General features: G+C 45.7%; 17 protein-coding genes. 7 read left to right on the top strand and 10 right to left on the bottom strand.

Features of this window, described 5'->3' with window-relative positions; genetic code table 11:
- Window positions 1-14: 14 nt before the first annotated feature.
- From FLM48_RS02360 to FLM48_RS02350, 3 genes are all read right to left on the bottom strand, one after another.
- On the bottom strand, window positions 15-389 hold the full coding sequence (locus tag FLM48_RS02360) for a hypothetical protein (protein WP_179023190.1): 375 nt from the start codon (window positions 387-389) through the stop codon (window positions 15-17).
- A gap of 196 nt (window positions 390-585) precedes the next feature.
- Window positions 586-1,959 carry a sigma-54 dependent transcriptional regulator gene (locus FLM48_RS02355; RefSeq protein ID WP_179023189.1) on the bottom strand — a complete coding sequence of 458 codons (1,374 nt, stop codon included), beginning with the start codon at window positions 1,957-1,959 and terminating at the stop codon, window positions 586-588.
- Entirely contained in the window at window positions 1,956-3,920 is a 1,965-nt protein-coding gene (locus FLM48_RS02350; protein ID WP_179023187.1) for an ATP-binding protein, read from the bottom strand. Before FLM48_RS02350 ends, FLM48_RS02355 begins: the two co-directional genes overlap by 4 nt.
- Before the next feature lie 281 nt (window positions 3,921-4,201).
- Between FLM48_RS02350 and FLM48_RS02345 the strand changes: the two genes are divergently transcribed.
- Both FLM48_RS02345 and FLM48_RS02340 read left to right on the top strand, forming a co-directional pair.
- Window positions 4,202-5,446, top strand: coding sequence for an alpha-hydroxy-acid oxidizing protein (locus FLM48_RS02345; protein ID WP_179023185.1), 1,245 nt, complete (start codon window positions 4,202-4,204; stop codon window positions 5,444-5,446).
- Window positions 5,447-5,764 carry a c(7)-type cytochrome triheme domain-containing protein gene (locus FLM48_RS02340; protein ID WP_179023183.1) on the top strand — a complete coding sequence of 106 codons (318 nt, stop codon included), beginning with the start codon at window positions 5,447-5,449 and terminating at the stop codon, window positions 5,762-5,764. It abuts the gene before it with no gap.
- A gap of 94 nt (window positions 5,765-5,858) precedes the next feature.
- Here the strand turns inward: FLM48_RS02340 and FLM48_RS02335 are convergent, their stop codons facing one another.
- The 6 genes from FLM48_RS02335 to FLM48_RS02310 form a co-directional block, all read right to left on the bottom strand.
- Window positions 5,859-6,584 (bottom strand): HAD-IA family hydrolase, encoded by a 726-nt coding sequence (locus FLM48_RS02335; protein WP_179023181.1) that lies wholly within the window; start codon window positions 6,582-6,584, stop codon window positions 5,859-5,861.
- Window positions 6,584-7,471 (bottom strand): tyrosine recombinase XerC, encoded by an 888-nt coding sequence (xerC, locus tag FLM48_RS02330; RefSeq protein WP_179023179.1) that lies wholly within the window; start codon window positions 7,469-7,471, stop codon window positions 6,584-6,586. The genes FLM48_RS02335 and xerC overlap by 1 nt, the downstream gene beginning before the upstream one ends.
- Before the next feature lie 11 nt (window positions 7,472-7,482).
- Window positions 7,483-8,109, bottom strand: a complete 627-nt coding sequence (locus FLM48_RS02325; protein WP_157577657.1) for a DUF484 family protein — start codon at window positions 8,107-8,109, stop codon at window positions 7,483-7,485.
- Between the two features lie 14 nt (window positions 8,110-8,123).
- Window positions 8,124-8,957: a diaminopimelate epimerase gene (dapF, locus tag FLM48_RS02320; RefSeq protein WP_028774427.1), complete on the bottom strand. Its 834-nt coding sequence runs from the start codon at window positions 8,955-8,957 to the stop codon at window positions 8,124-8,126.
- 61 nt (window positions 8,958-9,018) lie between these two features.
- A complete protein-coding gene (lysA, locus tag FLM48_RS02315) occupies window positions 9,019-10,263 on the bottom strand; it encodes a diaminopimelate decarboxylase (protein ID WP_179023177.1) in 1,245 nt (414 codons plus the stop codon).
- 4 nt (window positions 10,264-10,267) lie between these two features.
- A complete protein-coding gene (locus tag FLM48_RS02310; RefSeq protein WP_169732707.1) occupies window positions 10,268-10,441 on the bottom strand; it encodes a lipoprotein in 174 nt (57 codons plus the stop codon).
- 294 nt (window positions 10,442-10,735) lie between these two features.
- Between FLM48_RS02310 and cyaY the strand changes: the two genes are divergently transcribed.
- A complete protein-coding gene (gene cyaY / locus FLM48_RS02305) occupies window positions 10,736-11,065 on the top strand; it encodes an iron donor protein CyaY (RefSeq protein WP_028774429.1) in 330 nt (109 codons plus the stop codon).
- A 53-nt stretch (window positions 11,066-11,118) separates the two neighbouring features.
- Here the strand turns inward: cyaY and FLM48_RS02300 are convergent, their stop codons facing one another.
- A complete protein-coding gene (locus FLM48_RS02300; RefSeq protein WP_179023175.1) occupies window positions 11,119-13,536 on the bottom strand; it encodes a class I adenylate cyclase in 2,418 nt (805 codons plus the stop codon).
- Between the two features lie 200 nt (window positions 13,537-13,736).
- Here FLM48_RS02300 and hemC point away from each other — a divergent pair, with 200 nt between their 5' ends.
- Genes hemC through FLM48_RS02280 form a run of 4 tightly spaced genes read left to right on the top strand, consistent with a single transcriptional unit; the run spans window position 13,737 to window position 17,835 of the window.
- The gene (gene hemC, locus FLM48_RS02295; RefSeq protein ID WP_028774431.1) at window positions 13,737-14,666 is read left to right on the top strand and encodes a hydroxymethylbilane synthase; all 930 of its coding nucleotides are present in this window, start codon (window positions 13,737-13,739) and stop codon (window positions 14,664-14,666) included.
- Window positions 14,667-15,383: a uroporphyrinogen-III synthase gene (locus FLM48_RS02290; RefSeq protein WP_179023173.1), complete on the top strand. Its 717-nt coding sequence runs from the start codon at window positions 14,667-14,669 to the stop codon at window positions 15,381-15,383.
- A gap of 56 nt (window positions 15,384-15,439) precedes the next feature.
- Window positions 15,440-16,675 carry a uroporphyrinogen-III C-methyltransferase gene (locus FLM48_RS02285; RefSeq protein WP_179023171.1) on the top strand — a complete coding sequence of 412 codons (1,236 nt, stop codon included), beginning with the start codon at window positions 15,440-15,442 and terminating at the stop codon, window positions 16,673-16,675.
- Window positions 16,672-17,835: a heme biosynthesis HemY N-terminal domain-containing protein gene (locus FLM48_RS02280; protein ID WP_179023169.1), complete on the top strand. Its 1,164-nt coding sequence runs from the start codon at window positions 16,672-16,674 to the stop codon at window positions 17,833-17,835. The genes FLM48_RS02285 and FLM48_RS02280 overlap by 4 nt, the downstream gene beginning before the upstream one ends.
- Window positions 17,836-18,211: the final 376 nt, after the last annotated feature.

The following is an 18,211-nucleotide window of genomic DNA, read 5'->3' as shown; positions in this document are numbered from 1 at the left end:
AGATCAACAAAAATCTAGGCTTGGGGCGGGCGTAATAGTGAATACAATGGTGAGCCTGCATAGGTCAGCGCGACAAAAACAGGCTGCGAATCGGGGCTAATTTGCGGTAGTAACTCAAGTTGTACGGTTTGCACTAAATTGACACAACAGGCACAGCACTGACTATTACAATCATGGCAATCGTCTATATGCTCTGACTCACATGCCTCGCTATCACTTGCGGTGTCTGCAGACCCGCAGTCGACTGCAACGCTATAGTTGCTGGCTGCCTCAGTGGCATGATTATCTGACTCACAGCTAGCCGCCATCGCAATCACAGATTGAAATGTCAGCGCCAAAATCAGTAATAGTCGACCTAGTTGGCCACTTTGACGAATCAAAGCAGTCAAACCACGTCTTAGCAGGCAATTCATGCTTATTGGTGATAACCGTTAAATAACACAACTGAGTTATTACAATAGTAACACTGAAAATACGATAAAGGTTAAAGCTTTAAGTGCAGTATGTGCCAATTATCGCAAATAAGTCGTCAGATATGCCTTTCAGATAAATGCCAATTACATTTTAGTCAGTTATAGCAACAGGCTACACGCTCGACTTTAAGCGACGACTAAGCGCTCCTTGAGAAATTCCCAACATGTTCGCAGCAACGGTTTGATTGTAATCAGCACGTCGCAACGCTTCATGAATGAGCAGCTGTTGTACCTCTGACAACGTCGGTAAAGATTCAGAAAACGTTACTTGGTGACTTGGGCGCATTGTAGCTTGATCACTTGCAACCTCTTCCAGCAAAGTATCTAGGCATAATTGCCCATTCGTCCCCTTAATTACTGCTTGATAAATTCGCGCCTGTAACTGGGTAACATTTCCCGGCCAAGGTAAGGAAGTTAATTGGTTAATTACTTCAAAAGACAGTGGCGGAAATGTAAGGTTCATGGATGTTGCGATCCGCTCTAAACACTCACTTGCCAATAAGCCTATATCTTCTTTACGTTGCCTTAATGGCGGTAAAACCAGGTGGTGGGTTTGTAGTACACTGAAGTGTGCCAGAGAAATACGTTGCTGCTGCCAAGCGACTGTTAGTGGTAATTGCGTCAGCAACACCACTCGACAATTTAGCGCTGTAGGGCGATTTGAACCAACACGGTAATATTGACGCCGCATCAGTACATCAAGCAAGGGCTCCAACCAACTCGCCTCATTCTCTAACACCCCTTCTAGTATCACTAGTCCATTCTGACATTGCTCAAAAGTACCTATTTCCGCAGGCTCCCCAAGGGTTCTAGCGCCTCGAACTTGACCATATAGCAAGCGCGATACCTGTTGCTCAGTCATATTTTTCAGCGATAGAAACACTGTTGACTCTGTCACATCAAGATGCTCGGCATAACATTCAAGTAAAGTTTTTTTCCCAGTGCCACACTCTCCTTCAACGACAATAGGGTACGGGGTACTCGACAGTGCACTCAAATAGTTAATGCTGGCCAGTACTGTGGGGTTTAGCGAAAAAATTTTGTCAAAACAGTGGCTAGGCCCTGTCGATAGCAAAGAGTCCTTGAGCTGCCTGTGTGTGATTTCCAAGCTTGCAATCTCAAGTGCTCGCCGCACGCTGGCGATCAAGTGGTCTACTTGGCCACCTTTGACATAGTAATCATATGCACCAGCTTTAACGCAGTTGACCGCCGTGGTGGTCTCATTCACTCCAGTGACAATTATTACTCGAGTATAAGGCGATTGTGCACGTATTTGCCCCAGTAAAGTTTCACCGTCGATAAAGGGCATATTCAAATCCAGCAACACCAAATCAATCTCATACTGCAATATAGTGTCTACTGCTTGACGACTATTCTCACAACAGAAGATTTTTGCTTCAGGAACTTCCTGTTTTAAAGTCATGGTCATGGTTCTTAGCCAACGTGTTTCGTCATCAACCACCAAAATAGAACGATACAACTTCATAGAATAGCCTCATCAAATATTACTCGCATCTGCGTGCCTTTATCTAGTCTCGACTCAACAACCCACTGGCCACGATGCTCTTGAATAATGCGATCGCAAATTGCTAACCCAATTCCAGTACCACCAGCTGCTCTGCGTGTTGTGAAAAAAGGTTCTTTCATTCGTTTGATCACACTGGCGTCCATACCACACCCATTGTCTGTAACACTAAACCATATCTTGTCATCTGTTTTTCCGGCACTGATCACCAACTTTGGAGAGCTCACTTGGGCAACCGCATGACAGGCGTTTTGAATGAAGTTAATCACAATAAGCTGTAGCTGCACTTCATCACCCAACAGATATAAAGACGGCTCATCTATGGAGCGAATAAGCTCTACTCGTTTAGTTTTGTTAGCAGTCATTCGCAGTGCACTATCAATCACGGAGTGCAGGGTGACCAAATCAAAATTGACCGCAGCTTTCGGGCGCGACAGGCTTTTCAAATCTTGCACAATTCGGCTCATATGCTGCACAGCTTGAACGATGGCCTCGCATTGATACTCCACTTCATCAACGGCTTCTTGAGGAGCAAGACCGAGTAATTGCCAATTAGGATCCTTGTGCGCCATTTCTTCTACCACAGGTACGGTATCGACCACGTAATGCTGTAGGTGTCTGATGGACTGAGAAATAAGCCCTAGTGGATTGTTAATTTCATGGGCAATACCAGCAGAGATTTCCCCTAAGGCTATCAATCTTGAGGTCATATCAGCTTCAATGCGAAGCGCAACGCGCTCGGTCATCTCTTCAAGCATAACCAGAACTCGCTCTTCAGCAACTGAATGCAGCTGCAGCTGCCAATATTCACCTTGATACTTAATTTCATGAAATTGCTTTTGGGGACGTTCAAAGAACCGTTGAATTTGCTGATGAATATCGAATGACAGGCCTTCCATATCAGTTAGAGTGCAGCTCTGATACAAATGGCTAAGCTTGCCATTACTCCATATTTCGCCCTCGTTAGGATGCCACACTGCTATTCCATGAGGTAAGTCATCCAATACCGATTGAAATAGGCGTGAAACTTCATTCACCTTAGCTTCAGCCCGCTTTCTTGTATCGAGTTCTATCTGTAGTTGTTTGCCCTTGCGATAGAGCTTGTAACTGACAATTAGCGTCAGCATCAAGCCGATAAGCGATAGCGCGCTCACCACAATTGCAGCGACAAATGTACGCTGTTTAATCGAACCTAGATCCAAACGCTCTTTGCCAAACGCCATCCATTTCATCACTAAAGCATCTGTTGCGCCGGTGCGATATAAGCTCGCTGTAAACTGGTCTATCTGCGCCGCAAACTCAACATTTTTTCGATGCGACATTAAATAAAAGTTGGCGTTTAGCAAAGGTGGGCTCGCCGTTTTAATATGACTATTAAGTTTTAATAATCGCCACGAACAATAGAACTCTGATACCACAACATCAATATCATTTTTACTCAATGCCGCAAATGCTATCTCGTTGCTGGTATAGGAAAAGAGTGTCATCGTCGGATAAGTAGTTTTTAGATAATGCTCAATAAAGGAGCCTCGCTTGACCCCTATTCGCATCGGTAGTAGTTGCTCAATCCTTTCAATTTGCATCGCTCCGACAAGATTATAGGCACTGGCATAGGTAGGTAGTAATGGCATTGAGCGAGCTAAATCCAATTGTGCTATGGGAGTATCGGCAATGAAGGCCATTGCAGATGAGGGATCTTGAGTGAGCCTTTCTATGACGCTGTAAAGTGGTAGGCGCTCAACTGCAACTGACGCGCCTAATGAGTCAGATAATAAACCTGCAACTTCTAAGTTGAAACCTTGTTCATGACCGTTTTCTTGCCACTCAAAAGGTGGAGTATTGCTGTGTACATACAAGGTAATAGCATCACTTTGCCAGGGCAGTAGCGCTAAAACAACGAGCAACAATGAAAATCGTTTCATATTCATTACGGTTGATAGAAATTAACTGCCTGACACGCTAGCACTTACTGAACCTTTATATTGCCTGCGATATCACACTGCAAAACAATGTAAAACTAAATTCACTCTACTCGAACCTATATTGTTATGACCAAATGCATAATTCCTTGGTCAGTGATCTTAAAACCATGATTGTTTGAATAAACCATCACAAAAAAACTAATCAATCCAACAAAAGAAGCAACTCAAATCTTATATTCATTCCACAACCTTATCGTATCTACCCCTTGGAGTGAGTGAATATGACTGATAAAAAATTGGACACACAACGACGTGAATTTTTGAGTAAAAGCGCGTTGCTTGCAGCAACTGCAGGCTTCACCGCAATGTCAACATCAGCTAGTGCATCGCCAATGGCAGTCGCCGCTTCAAGCACCTCCGCTAAAGCCGTAAAGGGCTATATACCTAACCCAGAAAATCTAAAAGATGTACTTACCAACGCTAAGAAAATCATGGATACCTGCGCTGCCTGCGACATCGCTGGCCCAGGTCGTTGCAATGGTAAGGGCCCTTGTGGTGAAACCGTCCCAGGCATGGGCGGCAAGCGGCAGTCATTTATCAACAATGTCGAAGCTTTTGAGAAGGTCCACTTTAACCTTAGCACTGTGCACAATGTGACATCACCGGTGACCGAGATTGAACTGTTTGGTGTCAAACTTAGTATGCCAATTCTAACCGGCATTACCGGCGGTCTAACCTACAATATGGGAGCAAAAGGCAAGCTCGCATTTGATGGAACTGAAATGACCGAGGCTAAATTTGTACGCGGAATTGTAGAAGGTGCATATCAAGCTGGCACCCTTGGGTGGGCTGCGGATGGCATTGGCGATCCCATCGAGACCTACAGAGAGCGGTTAACTGTGGTGAAAGAGTTTAAGGGTCGTGCGGTAGCACAAATTAAACCCCGTACACAAAAAGAAATTTTTGAACGCATTGATGCGGTACAGCAAGCAGGAGCTCCTTTCTTTGCGATTGATATCGACTCTGCTGGTCGCGCCGCTCGCGCTCTACCCGGCCGAACTGTCGAGCCCAAAGATGTAAAAAAACTCAAAGAAATTGTTAAATATGCCAAGATCCCCTTCATCGCCAAAGGCATTATGACGGTCGAAGAAGCGATGATGTGCGTTGAAGCTGGCTGTGCCGGAATCGTAGTTTCCGATCATGGTGGACGAGTACTCAGCTCGACACCGGCTTCCCTTGATGTACTGCCAGCCATTGTAAAAGCAGTTAGAGATGCTAACTCAGATATGGCCATATTGTTTGACTCCGGAGTACGTGATGGCGGAGATGTACTTAAGGCTCTGGCATTAGGTGCACAAGCTGTATTGGTGGGCCGTCCCTTCTTAAGGGCTAGTTTAGGCGGTGGGGCTGCAGGTGTTGAAATGATGTTTAAGAAAATGCATACCGACCTCGTCTCTAGCATGGTGCTAACAGGAGTCGCCAATGTCAATAACGTCCCAAAAGATATTATCTATAAGGAGGCGTAAATGTGCCTCAAAGCAATCATGTGCGGTTTCGCTGCAGTTTGGATGATGGTATTCACCAATGTCGTCGCCCATGCCACACCACATGAGCAAAACCGTGAATACGGTGGCGGGGACAAAGGCCCCGTGGTCTTCAGCTACCAACAACATGCCGACCTTGGTCAACTCGTTTGCGAAGACTGTCACGCCACAGATGGCAGTGGACTGTTCGAGCCGCAAAGATATGAATTCACCCTAGAGCAACATAATAAGGGGCAATTATGCTGGGCTTGTCACAATGGAAAACAAGCACCAAGAAGCTGCGATAGCTGCCACTATTAATACATAGTCGCTGCTAAACGAGATCTAAAAAGGGCGAATATTATATTCGCCCTTTTTGTTAATTTAGCTAGCGTATAAACAGCACTAGTTAATATCAGCCTAACCCCGAGAGTTGTTGTAATTGGTCAATATTGGAAAACTCAATATGAGCTAGCTGGCCCTGCTGGGGCGTAATTGCCTCACGCCCAACTGCTGGGTTAAGCCAGGCGGCTTGGCAACCTGCACGGCGTGCTCCTTGTACATCAGCAGTATAACTGTCCCCTACATGTAATAACTGTTTATGGGAGATATGTAATTGACGACAGGCTTTGTAAAACAGATCCGGATAAGGCTTCATGCGCATACCTTCACCAGGATGCAAAACAAACTCAAAGACCTCTCCTAAGCCAATACGGTTAGCATCGACATTACCATTGGTAATGCCCACTAAGCGATACTGGCTTTGCAAACTCTTTAATTGCAGCAACACCTCGCTGGGCACGGTAAAGTCAGAGCGTTTATCTAAAAACAGTGCTAAGCCCTGCTGCGCCCCTGCAGTTGCTTGTGATTTGTCATAACCTGCTATCAGCAAACCTTGTTCAAGTGTCGCCAACCTTGCGGCGGTAGTGTCGTGTCCTAATAGTGGTTTTGCTTTAACCAAACGCTGCTTTAAGTTAAGCCAGTCTCGGCTATGCCAAGCTTTAGCTCTAGGAAACTGCAGCGCTAAGAAGTTGAGTAAGGCTTGCTCAGCCGCTTGAATATAACCACGATTATCGTACAAGGTATCATCGAGATCGAAACTGATGGTATTGATAAACGCGGGGCGAATATTGATTTTCATTAACGGCTCCGCTTTTTGGCTCGTGGATGAGCGCCATCATATATTTTAGCAAGATGTTGGAAGTCGAGACTGGTATACACTTGGGTGGTCGACAAATTGGCATGGCCCAGTAGTTCCTGCACCGCCCGTAGGTCTTGACTGGATTCCAGCATATGGGTAGCAAAAGAGTGGCGTAATTTATGTGGGTGCACCGGCACATTTAATCCCTGTTGCTGGCCCCATTTTTTCAGCCGTGCTTGGATAGAACGATGCGCTAAACGACGACCTTTACTGGTGACAAACAGGGCGTCATCGGCGCAAACGATAGCCTGTTTCTCGGCCAACCAATGTTCGATAGCCTCAATAGCGATACTGCCAATGGGCACGATCCGCTCTTTGCTGCCCTTACCCATAACTTTTACTTGCCGCTGCTTAAAATCGATGTCGGCCACATTCAAAGCGGCCAACTCGGCTAAACGCAAACCAGATGAATAAAACAGCTCCATCATGGCTTTATCACGGATACCTAATGAATCCTCAGCATCAATACTCAGTAGGTGACTGACTGAATCAAGATCCATATTTTTTGGCAAAGACTTGTGTTGTTTGGGGGCGCTCAGGTTAGCGGCGGGATCATGGGTTATCGCCTGCTCTAGTAATAGAAACTGATAAAACTGTTTAATTGCTGATACAGATAATGACAGCGAGCGCGGACTTAGGCCGCGGCGATGCAGTTTATTCAATACCTGCTGCAGCTGCTCGGCGCTGACGCTAAGCCAATCAATGTCACCACCCAAAACCTCATTGACGCGAGAGAGTTCAAACAGGTAATTGTGCAGGGTATGGGAAGAGAGTTGGCGCTCAGCACTTAGGTGCAATTGAAATTGCTCAATCCAGTTTCGCGCCATAGTTTATCCTATTAGAGTTTCGGCAATAAATGGTCAAGTAATTGCTTAACTTGATCTAATAATAGGTGATCCATTTCAGGATGGAAATGTGATGGGTCTTGACTGGCAATCGCAAATATTACTTGGCCACAGTCATCAGCTAAACGAGATAGTGCCACCGAACCGACATCGCTACCAAACAAACGCTTAGATTCACCTTGAGTCAACCGCCCAAAATAATACCCAAAGCGTAAACGTTCACTCCAAATACGTGACAAGTCACTATCGATATCATGCACTGTGATAAGGCGAACATGAGTGAACTCAAATTGCTTTTTCAACAGGGCTGAGAGTGTCTGCCTTAGCTCGCCTAAATCTTCCGCTTCTAACAGCTTTAGTGACAATTGGGTGTTAAACAGATAGATACTTTCATTGCGGCTGGCCATAGATAATAGCGCAGTGATCTCTTCTTCTAACTGGGTCACTCGGCTGCGGAGCATCTCTTGCCGACGCTCTACCAGCGACACCGCACCACGCTCAGCATGGGGAATGCGCATTGCTAACAATAACTCTGGGTAGCGCGCAAAGAAATCGGGGTTGTCGAGTAAATACTCACGAATCAATACTTCATCAAATGGGACGTCTGTTTTTTTAGTCATTGCGTCTTTCATTATTATATTTGTCCATCGTACACTTGTTCAGCGGGACCGGTCATCCATAACGGTTTGCCTTCACCATCCCAATTAATGGTTAACGACCCGCCGGGTAAATCCACCCGCACACGTCGATCGAGTTTGCCTTGCAAACAACCCACAACTACAGCCGCACATGCACCGCTGCCGCAAGCTAAGGTTTCAGCAGCGCCACGCTCATACACTCGCAGCTTAATATGGCCACGATTAATCACCTGCATAAAGCCAACATTCACGCCCTTAGGAAAACGCTCGTGGGTTGTCACTATGGCTCCAATTCCAGCCACATCAGCGGTAACGACATCATCAACATCAAGCACGCAGTGCGGATTGCCCATCGACACGGCACCGCATAAATGGGTCTGCATTTCGCCATTGATGTTGGTTTGCAATAAGTAGGTTTTTTCCTGACGCTTAGCGGTAAATGGGATGCGGTTTGGCTCGAGTACCGGCACACCCATGTTGACGGTCACATTGCCATCGCGCTCTAACCGTAGCGTCATTTTGCCTGCTGAAGTGCTGACTTTAATTTTGTGCTTATTGGTCAAGCCTTTATTTTTGACAAAACGTGCGAAACAGCGCGCACCGTTGCCACATTGCTCAACCTCACTACCGTCAGCATTAAAAATACGGTAATGGAAATCTAAATCTGGATCATAAGGCGGCTCAACCAACAAAAGCTGGTCAAAGCCGATACCAAAATTTCTATCCGACAAGCGTTTAATTTGCTCAGGCGAAAAAAACACACTCTGGGTCACGCCATCGACCACCATAAAGTCATTTCCCAGACCATGCATTTTGGTAAATTGGATCAAGATATTTCCTTAACTAACCAGCGATGGCGGCTTTAGCCACCATCAAATTTATATTCACGACTTAGGGCAAAAGCTGCTCGCCCTGCCACAATTGTTCAACCGTTTCACGGGCGCGAATTTGGTGATGCTCGGCGCCATCAACCATCACTTCCGCAGAACGAGGACGGGAATTGTAATTCGATGACATGGTAAATCCATAGGCACCAGAAGACCGTACCGCTAAGAGATCGCCCGCTTGCAATGCTAACTCACGATCCTTTCCTAAAAAGTCACCGGTTTCACATACTGGTCCCACAATATCATAGTTTTGTGTGGTCTCATCCCGTGGCTTCACTGCAATAATGTTTTGCCACGCACTATACAAAGACGGCCGGATTAAATCGTTCATGGCACCATCGACTAAGGCAAAGTTCTTGTCGCTGTTCTCTTTGAGATACAGCACTTGAGTGACAAAAATCCCGGCATTGGCCGCAATGGCGCGTCCAGGTTCAAATATCAATTGCAAGTCACGGTCGGCAATTTTGGCCAGCAATGCGGCGGCATAGTCACTAGGTTGTGGCGGCACTTCATCATCATAAGGCACCCCTAACCCGCCCCCCACGTCGAGGTGGGAAATGCTCACCCCTTGCGCGGCCAAACGGTCGATAAGACCCAGCATTCTATCCATGGCGTCTAGAAACGGTTGGATTTCGGTTAGCTGCGAGCCAATATGACAGTCGGCACCCTTAACCGCTAAACCGGGTAGTTGCGCAGCGCGTAGGAAAATAGTCTCAGCTTCTTCCATCGCAATGCCAAACTTATTCTCTTTCAGCCCTGTCGAAATATAGGGATGGGTACCCGCATCAACATCTGGGTTAACGCGCAAGGAAACCGGCGCAACTTTACCTAGGCGCAGCGCTACCTCGTTAAGCTGTTCGAGTTCGGCGGCCGACTCCACATTGAAACAGTAGATGCCGACATTCAGTGCCATTTCCATTTCAGCAACAGTTTTACCGACACCGGAAAACACCACTTTGGCAGGATCTCCGCCTGCTTGGATAATCCGAGCCAGTTCACCACCAGAGACAATATCAAAGCCACTACCCAGACGTGCCAATACATTGAGCACGGCAATATTGGAGTTAGCTTTAACCGCATAGCAGATCATATGCGGGTGGTCGGCCACGGCGTTATCAAATGCACGCCAATGGCGTTCTAATGTGGCCCGAGAGTACACATATAAAGGGGTACCATAAGTGGCTGCTAGCTCGGCAACCTGACAATCTTCAGCCTGCAATTCGCCATTTTGATATAAAAAATAATCCAAGACGCTATTCCTTATTACTTTGTTCTGTTTCTGTTGGTGCTTGTTGTGTCGACTGAGCTTGCTCAGTTTGGTTGTCTTGTTTTTCAGGCGATTTATAAAGGGCACCTTTTTGACCACAAGCAGTGATCAATAGGCTACCAAGCAATAACAGTGAAAACAGTCTCATTTTTTTCAACATCTGTAATTCCGGCAATAGATCAAAGTGACGTCAATCGGTTAAGCCACATCATGTTATAGGGGATAACCCCTGATGTTTGCAGAGACCGACGCTAGCAGTCAAGCAAATAACGGCCTAATACTTATGAATAGTGAATTTTATTGTTGCTCAGCTGCAGATTTACGATTTTGCGGGCAATTATTGCAACTGAAATGATATATCACCCTGCAATTGATAATAAAAAATCAATTGAGGCCTGCCAAGACAGTGGTAGTATTAGCGCTATACATACGATCCAATTAAAGGACAGATAACATGGCCATGACCGACTCTCAATACCACCAACTCGCTGACGAGATGTTTAAAGCGATTGACGATGCGATTGAGTTAGCCATTGATGAGCAAGATGCAGATATCGATATTGATGCCTCAGGCAATGTGCTTCAGCTTGAATTTGAAGATCAGTCAAAAATCGTTATCAACAAACAAGAGCCTTTGCATCAAATATGGGTTGCCACATTACAAGGTGGTTACCACTTTAGCTATGTAGAAGGTAAATGGATTGATGAGCGCAATGGCGGTGAGTTTATGCCATTTGTACTTGAATCAATCTTCCGCCAAGGTGGCATTAAACTCGATATCTAGACCAAGCTGTTCCGTAGCGTGATTAATACGATTGCGCTGCGTTAACTAGCTTATCAAAAATTACATTGTGCCTCAGATTCAGTCACGCCGAAGGGCAAAATAGCTAATTCGCCATCAACACGTTCGAGTTTAAAGAACTGCGGTAAGTTAAAACGTTCACTGTCATTTTCTGGTTCTTCAAAGGCGTGATATTGGCTCACCTGACTCACCAAATCTTCAATGCTGCTCCCCGCCTGCACATAGTGTTCTAACTCATTAGTTTCATTCAGAATGAACACATCTAATCCGTCGTCACCTTGACGTAAAAAGTACTGTATTGCACCTCGGGCGGCAAAATCTTGAATAATTTCAGGGATTTTACTGAAAGGTTCGTTGCCTAAATTAGGCCGTGGCAATTCCAGTACCTGACGTTTGCTAAGTAACTGATAGAACGCCTTAGCATCATGTAAGTCTTGGTATTCCATCCCTTTAGAGTTAAAAAATAACCCATAGCTCGCACGCCCTACTTTAAGTGGATAAACCATGGTTGAGGAGGTTTGTGCCAGTTCACTCAACCTGACGGCACGAGCAGCTAAATTACGTACGCTTCGCTCAAATTGTGATTTCAATTTCTTGGAACAACTGATCACTTCAACAGATAACTGCTTACCCGCTCGCTTCATGCCTGGGGTCATATATTCAAGCGCCACCAAAATAGCATTGTCCCCCTCAAAGTGGTGACAGTGCCATTCACCCCAGCTGTTTTGGCAAATCACATCGATAGACTGCAATAGGTTGCGTTTTTCTCGGCCAAGAGAAAACACACTCGCATTCATATAGTCGACCATGATCTCTTGCCCAGTCCACTCTTCGGTTGGGTCGGCGTTGAAGTTCAGCAGAAAAATCGCTTTGCGGTAGTGCCAAGGTTGGCACAAGTCCAGCTTAGATACCTGCCAATTGTCTTGGCCAAAAAAGGATACAAGTCTCGCACAAGCATGCTGCAAGCGCTTGCCTTGTTGCTCGCTTTCGCCATATTCAAACCACTGGGTTTTAGGGTGCGCTACACCATTGAGTGTCGCCCAGACCAAAATTTTAGCCTTACTATGGGATTGATACACGGGACGCTGGCCAATAAAGCTCTTACGATCGCCATTGCAGCGATACAGAAAATAGGTTTTGCTTTGGCTACCGTACACTAAAGTCAGGTGCGCCTCGGCCACACTGTGGCTCCAAAGTCGGTTGAGACTAATAATTTGCTGCGAATCATCACTAAAATAGGTGTGCAGTTTACGCGTTAGTAACCCTAAATCCGCTATTTTGAGGCTTTCACTAAGCTTATGGGTTGAAGCAAATTGCAGTAACGTTTGATAACTCCCTAGCATCAACTCATTGAGTTGCTGATTAAACCACTGCAACTGACCACAGTCCCATTGCTCACAGGCATCTAAGGTTTCAAGCAAGCTATCAGACCATTGCCACTGTTTTACTACCGCTGCCAACTTGTGATAGCGCCAATCTTTGGCTTGCTGTGCATGGGTCAGCCTGATACCACACTTAAGATAAAAGCAGCGCCTTGCGACTTCTAATCGACGCATGTCGCCCTTTTTAAGCAGATAATTTTCTATCGCTTCAAACAATAACAAATAGCTATCATTGGCCGCAGAAAAGTTACCTTCAAGCGTGTATTGCCATACCTGTTCGCTGACCAATTGCGTATTGGGATAGTCACTTGCGTACGCTTCGAGCAACAATACTTTTAGCAAGGCTTTATGGGGTTTATCTAAACCTTTATATAGTTGCCATAAAGAAGCACCAAAGTACTCATTGGCAGGCAACTGCGAAATATCGCCTAAAAAAAGGTGGTGTTCGCTCTCCACCGCTTTAGGCCACCACGCCACACTTTTACCCGCCAAATGAATATGACTGCGATAGAACTCTTCTAAAAGCAGCCAATGCTGGGCACTACCACTGTGCTCCACCCCCAATCGCGCCTGATTGCCCTGCGCGGCCTGTTGAGCAGTAAACTGCTGCGGATGTACTAAGTAAATGTTGACCTCAAAATCAAACTTGAGGAACCATTGCGAGATCAACTGCGACTTTTCCTGTAACAAGTTGCATTCTTGCGGGCTTAATAAACGGTCGTGTACCAGCCAGACATCAATATCACTATTGGGGTTTTGCCCGAAACTGGCAGTACTCCCCATGCAATACACACCTTCCAATGCGGGTTGATGGACAAAATGAGTCACTGGCTCAACCAAATCTAAAGTTTGACAAGCCTTAAGGGTATCTTCATCTATTTGATAATGATGGATACCTGCAGGTGTCATCGGGCCGTTATAGCCTGGGTAACCTGCGCGATGATAATGGAACAGCAGCGGAATAAGTTTAAACAGGTGACGTTGCAGCGGTGAAAGTAACGCGGCTGCTCGAGCAATACGCACCTTATTTAGACGTTGTGCGGTTTCAGTTTGTTGCAAGCCTCGGTCCAAAGTTAAGCAACTCCTTAATAAAACGCCCTCATTTTCAATGCTATCACTCTGGCCAAAAACAGCAAGCAAATGAGATCTACATCACACTTTTTAATGAGTAATAAGTGGGTGGAGTTCAAAGATTTAATACCGCTTTCTTACATCTACGTAAAAGCAATGTTAGCATTACCGCAATTAAGGCCTTTGATGGAATATCAAGCATGTCGCAAAATGTCGTTCGAATCGCAACACGTAAAAGTCCACTTGCAATGTGGCAAGCAGAATTTGTAAAAGCGGAATTAGAGCAAGCTCATGAGGGCTTGGTTGTTGAATTATTGCCAATGAGCACTAAAGGCGATGTGATCTTAGATACTCCACTGGCGAAAGTCGGCGGCAAGGGCTTATTTGTTAAAGAGCTTGAAGTCGCAATGCTAGAAGGCAAAGCAGACATTGCTGTGCATTCAATGAAGGATGTACCTGTCGATTTCCCTGAAGGCTTAGGCTTACAAGTCATTTGCGAACGTGAAGATCCACGCGACGCATTTGTATCTAACACATACAAGACAATTGCAGATTTGCCTCAAGGGGCTGTAGTTGGCACCTCAAGCTTGCGTCGCCAATGCCAAATTCGCGCAGCCCGTCCTGATCTCGAAATTAAAGATCTTCGCGGCAACGTCGGTACACGCTTAGCTAAACTCGATGCGGGCAATTATGACGCCATTATTCTTGCCGCTGCCGGCCTTAAGCGCTTAAAGCTTGAAGAGAGAATCGCGAGCTTTATTTCAGCGGAAGAATCACTACCAGCTAACGGACAAGGCGCCGTAGGTATTGAATGCCGTGTAGATGATGAGCGTGTTAAAGCATTACTTGCACCACTAGAGCACACTGAAACTCGCCACCGTGTGCTTGCCGAGCGCGCAATGAATACACGCCTTGAAGGTGGTTGCCAAGTGCCTATCGGTGCCTATGCAGAAATTGATGGTGACACGCTGACATTACGTGGTTTAGTGGGTAATCCTGACGGCAGTCAAATTATCGAAGGCACCACTTCTGGGAATAAAGCTGATGCCGAAGCGCTCGGTATTGCCTTAGCTGATGATCTACTCAGCCGTGGCGCTAAAACCATTCTTGATGCGGTATATGCAAAATAAATGACCGTATTACTGACGCGCCCGCAGGGGCGCAATCAGTCGATGGTTGAGGCACTTACCTCAAAAGGTGTGCCTCATTTCACTACGCCCCTACTTACCGTTGAACCTTACCTAGATAGCGCCAAAGCATTAAGCGCCTTTAAGCAAGCTGAACTGATTATTTTTATCAGCACTAATGCAGTGACCTATGCGGCACAGCTCTGTGAAGACTTCCCTCAAGCGCGTTATTTTGCCGTTGGTGGCGCAACCTATGATGCACTCGCCGCACTCGGAATTGAAGCTGAGCAAGCACCAAGTGACAACCAACAAACAGAAGGCTTACTTACCCTACCGACACTGCAGCGATTAACCGACAGCAAAATATGTATTGTCAGAGGTGTAGGTGGCCGAGAAACCTTAGCCGAACAGCTCAGCGCAAGAGGCGCTCAACTGAGCTACTGGCAGGTCTATCAACGTCAATGCCCAAAGTTAGATGGCGCCAAGTTAGTCAAAGACTGGCAGCACCATCAAGTTGATACTATTGTTGTCACCAGTGGTGAGATTTTGGCAAATCTAATTAATCTCGTCCCAAAAGAACAGTTTGCATGGCTGCAAGCTTGTCATATCATAGTGCCTAGTATACGTGTATACCAGCAGGCACAAGCGGCTGGTTTTAGCCAGGTAACCAATGCCAAAGCCGCAAACAAAGATGCAGTACTTGGCGCCTTAGGGTTATAATTCACTCTGTTACCAAGCCCAATTTTTAATGCTTTTTGCTTCCAAGGGATCATTACATGGACAATAAAGATCAAGATAGTACTGTTGTTGAATCCAAAAATGATGTGCCGAGCAGCATCGATGAAGCGCCGCACACCCCTGATGTAACCGACACTCCTGATGTCACGGACAAGCTTGATGCCAAAGGTTCAGCTGCAACCGATAGCCTAAAGCAAACCGCAAAGCCCGCAGCTAATTCTGCCCCAGCTCAAGAGTTACCACCCGCCACGGTAGTTAAACAAGGAGTCTCTTGGGGGGTGTTTATTAACCTATTCTTGATACTGATATTAGCGTTTGCCATGACAGCAGGCGGCTACTTTTTTTATCAAGAACAAGCTAAGCAGCAAACCTATGCCAGTGAACTTGCCCAACAGGTCACCGTCGCATTAAGTGATCCAGCCAAACGCATTACTCAGTTAGAGCAGCAACTTAGGCAAGCTCAACAGCAAAGTAATCAAGCCATCCAACAGATGGACAGCCAACAACAGCAGTTACAACAAAGAGTGGAGAAGTTAGCACTACGCTCACCTAATCACTGGATGGCAGAAGAAGCTAAATATTTAGTCCGAATGGCTGGCAACAAACTGTGGCTTGAAAATGATCCACGCACTGCAGCAAGCTTGCTAACGGCTGCGGACGAACGCATTGAATCGATGAAAGACCCAGCATTGATGCCGATAAGAAAAGCCCTCGCGGCCGATTTACGCGCCGTGGGTGCGGTTAAATCTACCGATGTTGCCGGCACCGCACTTACGATAGATAGTCTGATAGAAAATCTACATAATTTGCCGCTCAACCGTGCTGATTTAGATAATGAGTCAGCCAGTGACAACCTTGATCAAATGACCGATTCAATTGATGACTGGCGTGCTAATCTGGCACATTCTTGGCAGGCATTACTTGAAGAGTTTGTGGTGATTCGAAAACGCACCGCGGATCATGGTCCACTACTAGCGCCGGACCAGCAATGGTATTTAGTTGAGAATATTAAGAGCAAACTGCTGCAATCTCAGTTAGCACTATTTAGACAAGATGAAGTGAATTACCGACAGTCAATTCGCCTAGCGCGCCAATGGATATTTCAGTATTTCAATCTTAAAGATGCGAGAACTGAAGAAACGCTTGCAGCATTAGATGCATTAGCGACCTTAGAGCTACAAACACCTAGCATAAATCGTTTTGCGTCAACGCCTTTACTGCAACAATTGGTCAATCATGGCAACCTCCTTGCAATTGAGGAGAAAGCCTTATGATGAGAGCCTTGTTTTATCTAGTCGTTATATTGCTGGGGCTGTGTGTTAGCCCCTATTTAGCAGGCGCCAATGGCTATGTGTATCTTGCCTTTGCTGATTATGAAATAGAAACCAGCTTAGTTTTTGCCATTCTAGCTGCGATTGTGTTTTACACCCTATTGCAACTGGTTGAATGGGTAATTGTTTTTCTAGTTAACTTACTGCTAAGCAGTCGTCTACTCCCTGAGCGCTGGCGCAGAAAAGCTGCTCGTAAACACACATTAAACGGTGCGCTTTCACTCGCAGAAGAAGATTGGCCTGCCGCAGAAAAAGCCATGGCCAAAGGGGCTGAGAAAGGGGAAATACCCACGCTTAACTTGCTTGCTGCAGCTCGGGCTGCGCAACACCAAGGTAATACCGAACAGCGCGACAACTATTTACTTGAAGCAGATAAAGAGCCCACAGCTAAAAAAGCAGTTGCCACTACGCGAATGCGTTACCTGTTGCAACAAGGTAAGCTCGACGATGCCCGCGCAATACTAGATGAGCTAAACCCGTCAAGTAAGAGCAAATCTCCTGTATTACTGCTGGCACTCGAACTATATCAAAGCCAACAAGATTGGCATGCGATAAATTTGCTATTGCCTATCCTCAAGAAACGCCAATTATTAACTGATGAAAAGTGGCAAGCGATAGCGCTGCAAACCAAGACAGCCATGCTTAATCATGCCATTGATACCAATGAACAAGAGCTAGAAAAAGTGTGGCATTGGCTTACTCGTGCAGCAAGAAAGCAACCTCAGTACATCGCCATATACGCACGTGGCTTGGCCAAGTTTGATCGTAAGCCTGAAGCGTTAAAGCTACTATTAAAGCAAGCAAAGGCTTCGGTTCATGGTGATATTTATGCCGCACTAGCAGAGTTAGTCACAGCAGCTGATGTTGATACCAGGCAAATACTGTTCGCTTTAGAAAAGAAGTTTGCCGACAATGCTGAGTACCAACTTTGTATAGCGCAGCTCTATTTAACCAGTAAAGAGTACCGCCTCGCGAAACCTTGGTTACAAAAAGCCTGTGACCAAAATCCACAAAGTAGTAGCTGGCAATTGTTGGCAGAAACTTGTGAGCATTTAGGTGAACAAAATGCGGCAATCCTCAATTACCGCAGAGCGCTCAGCTAAGCGTACTGTCAGACTAATTAGTTCTAATAAAGCCACCTTTTAAGGTGGTTTTATTATTTATGCAGATTAATAATATCACACATAATATATTGATTATTAATAGCTTTATCTCTCATTCATCCAATATACTTGAATCAGTCACCGTTTAGTCACCTTCCACTCGAAAGACTTTTTGCTACCTACTGTGCCCATTTTAATCTTAAGCAACAATTTTGAAGAAAATGAGCCAAATTCAGGTAATTTTTTTCGCTTTTCTCTAGGTAAAATATAAAACCAAACCACTACATATAGTGGTTGACCTAAAGAGCGCCAAATACCGTAGCACTTTAGTTGCAAAGCCCCGTCACAGCTAGGTTTCAGCGATGTCAAAAAATTG

The sequence above is a fragment of the Shewanella sp. Scap07 genome (genome assembly GCF_013394145.1).
GTDB lineage: Bacteria > Pseudomonadota > Gammaproteobacteria > Enterobacterales > Shewanellaceae > Shewanella > Shewanella waksmanii.
The sequence above is the reverse complement of the archived record's forward strand: the minus strand, read 5'-3'. Positions and strand labels throughout refer to the sequence as shown.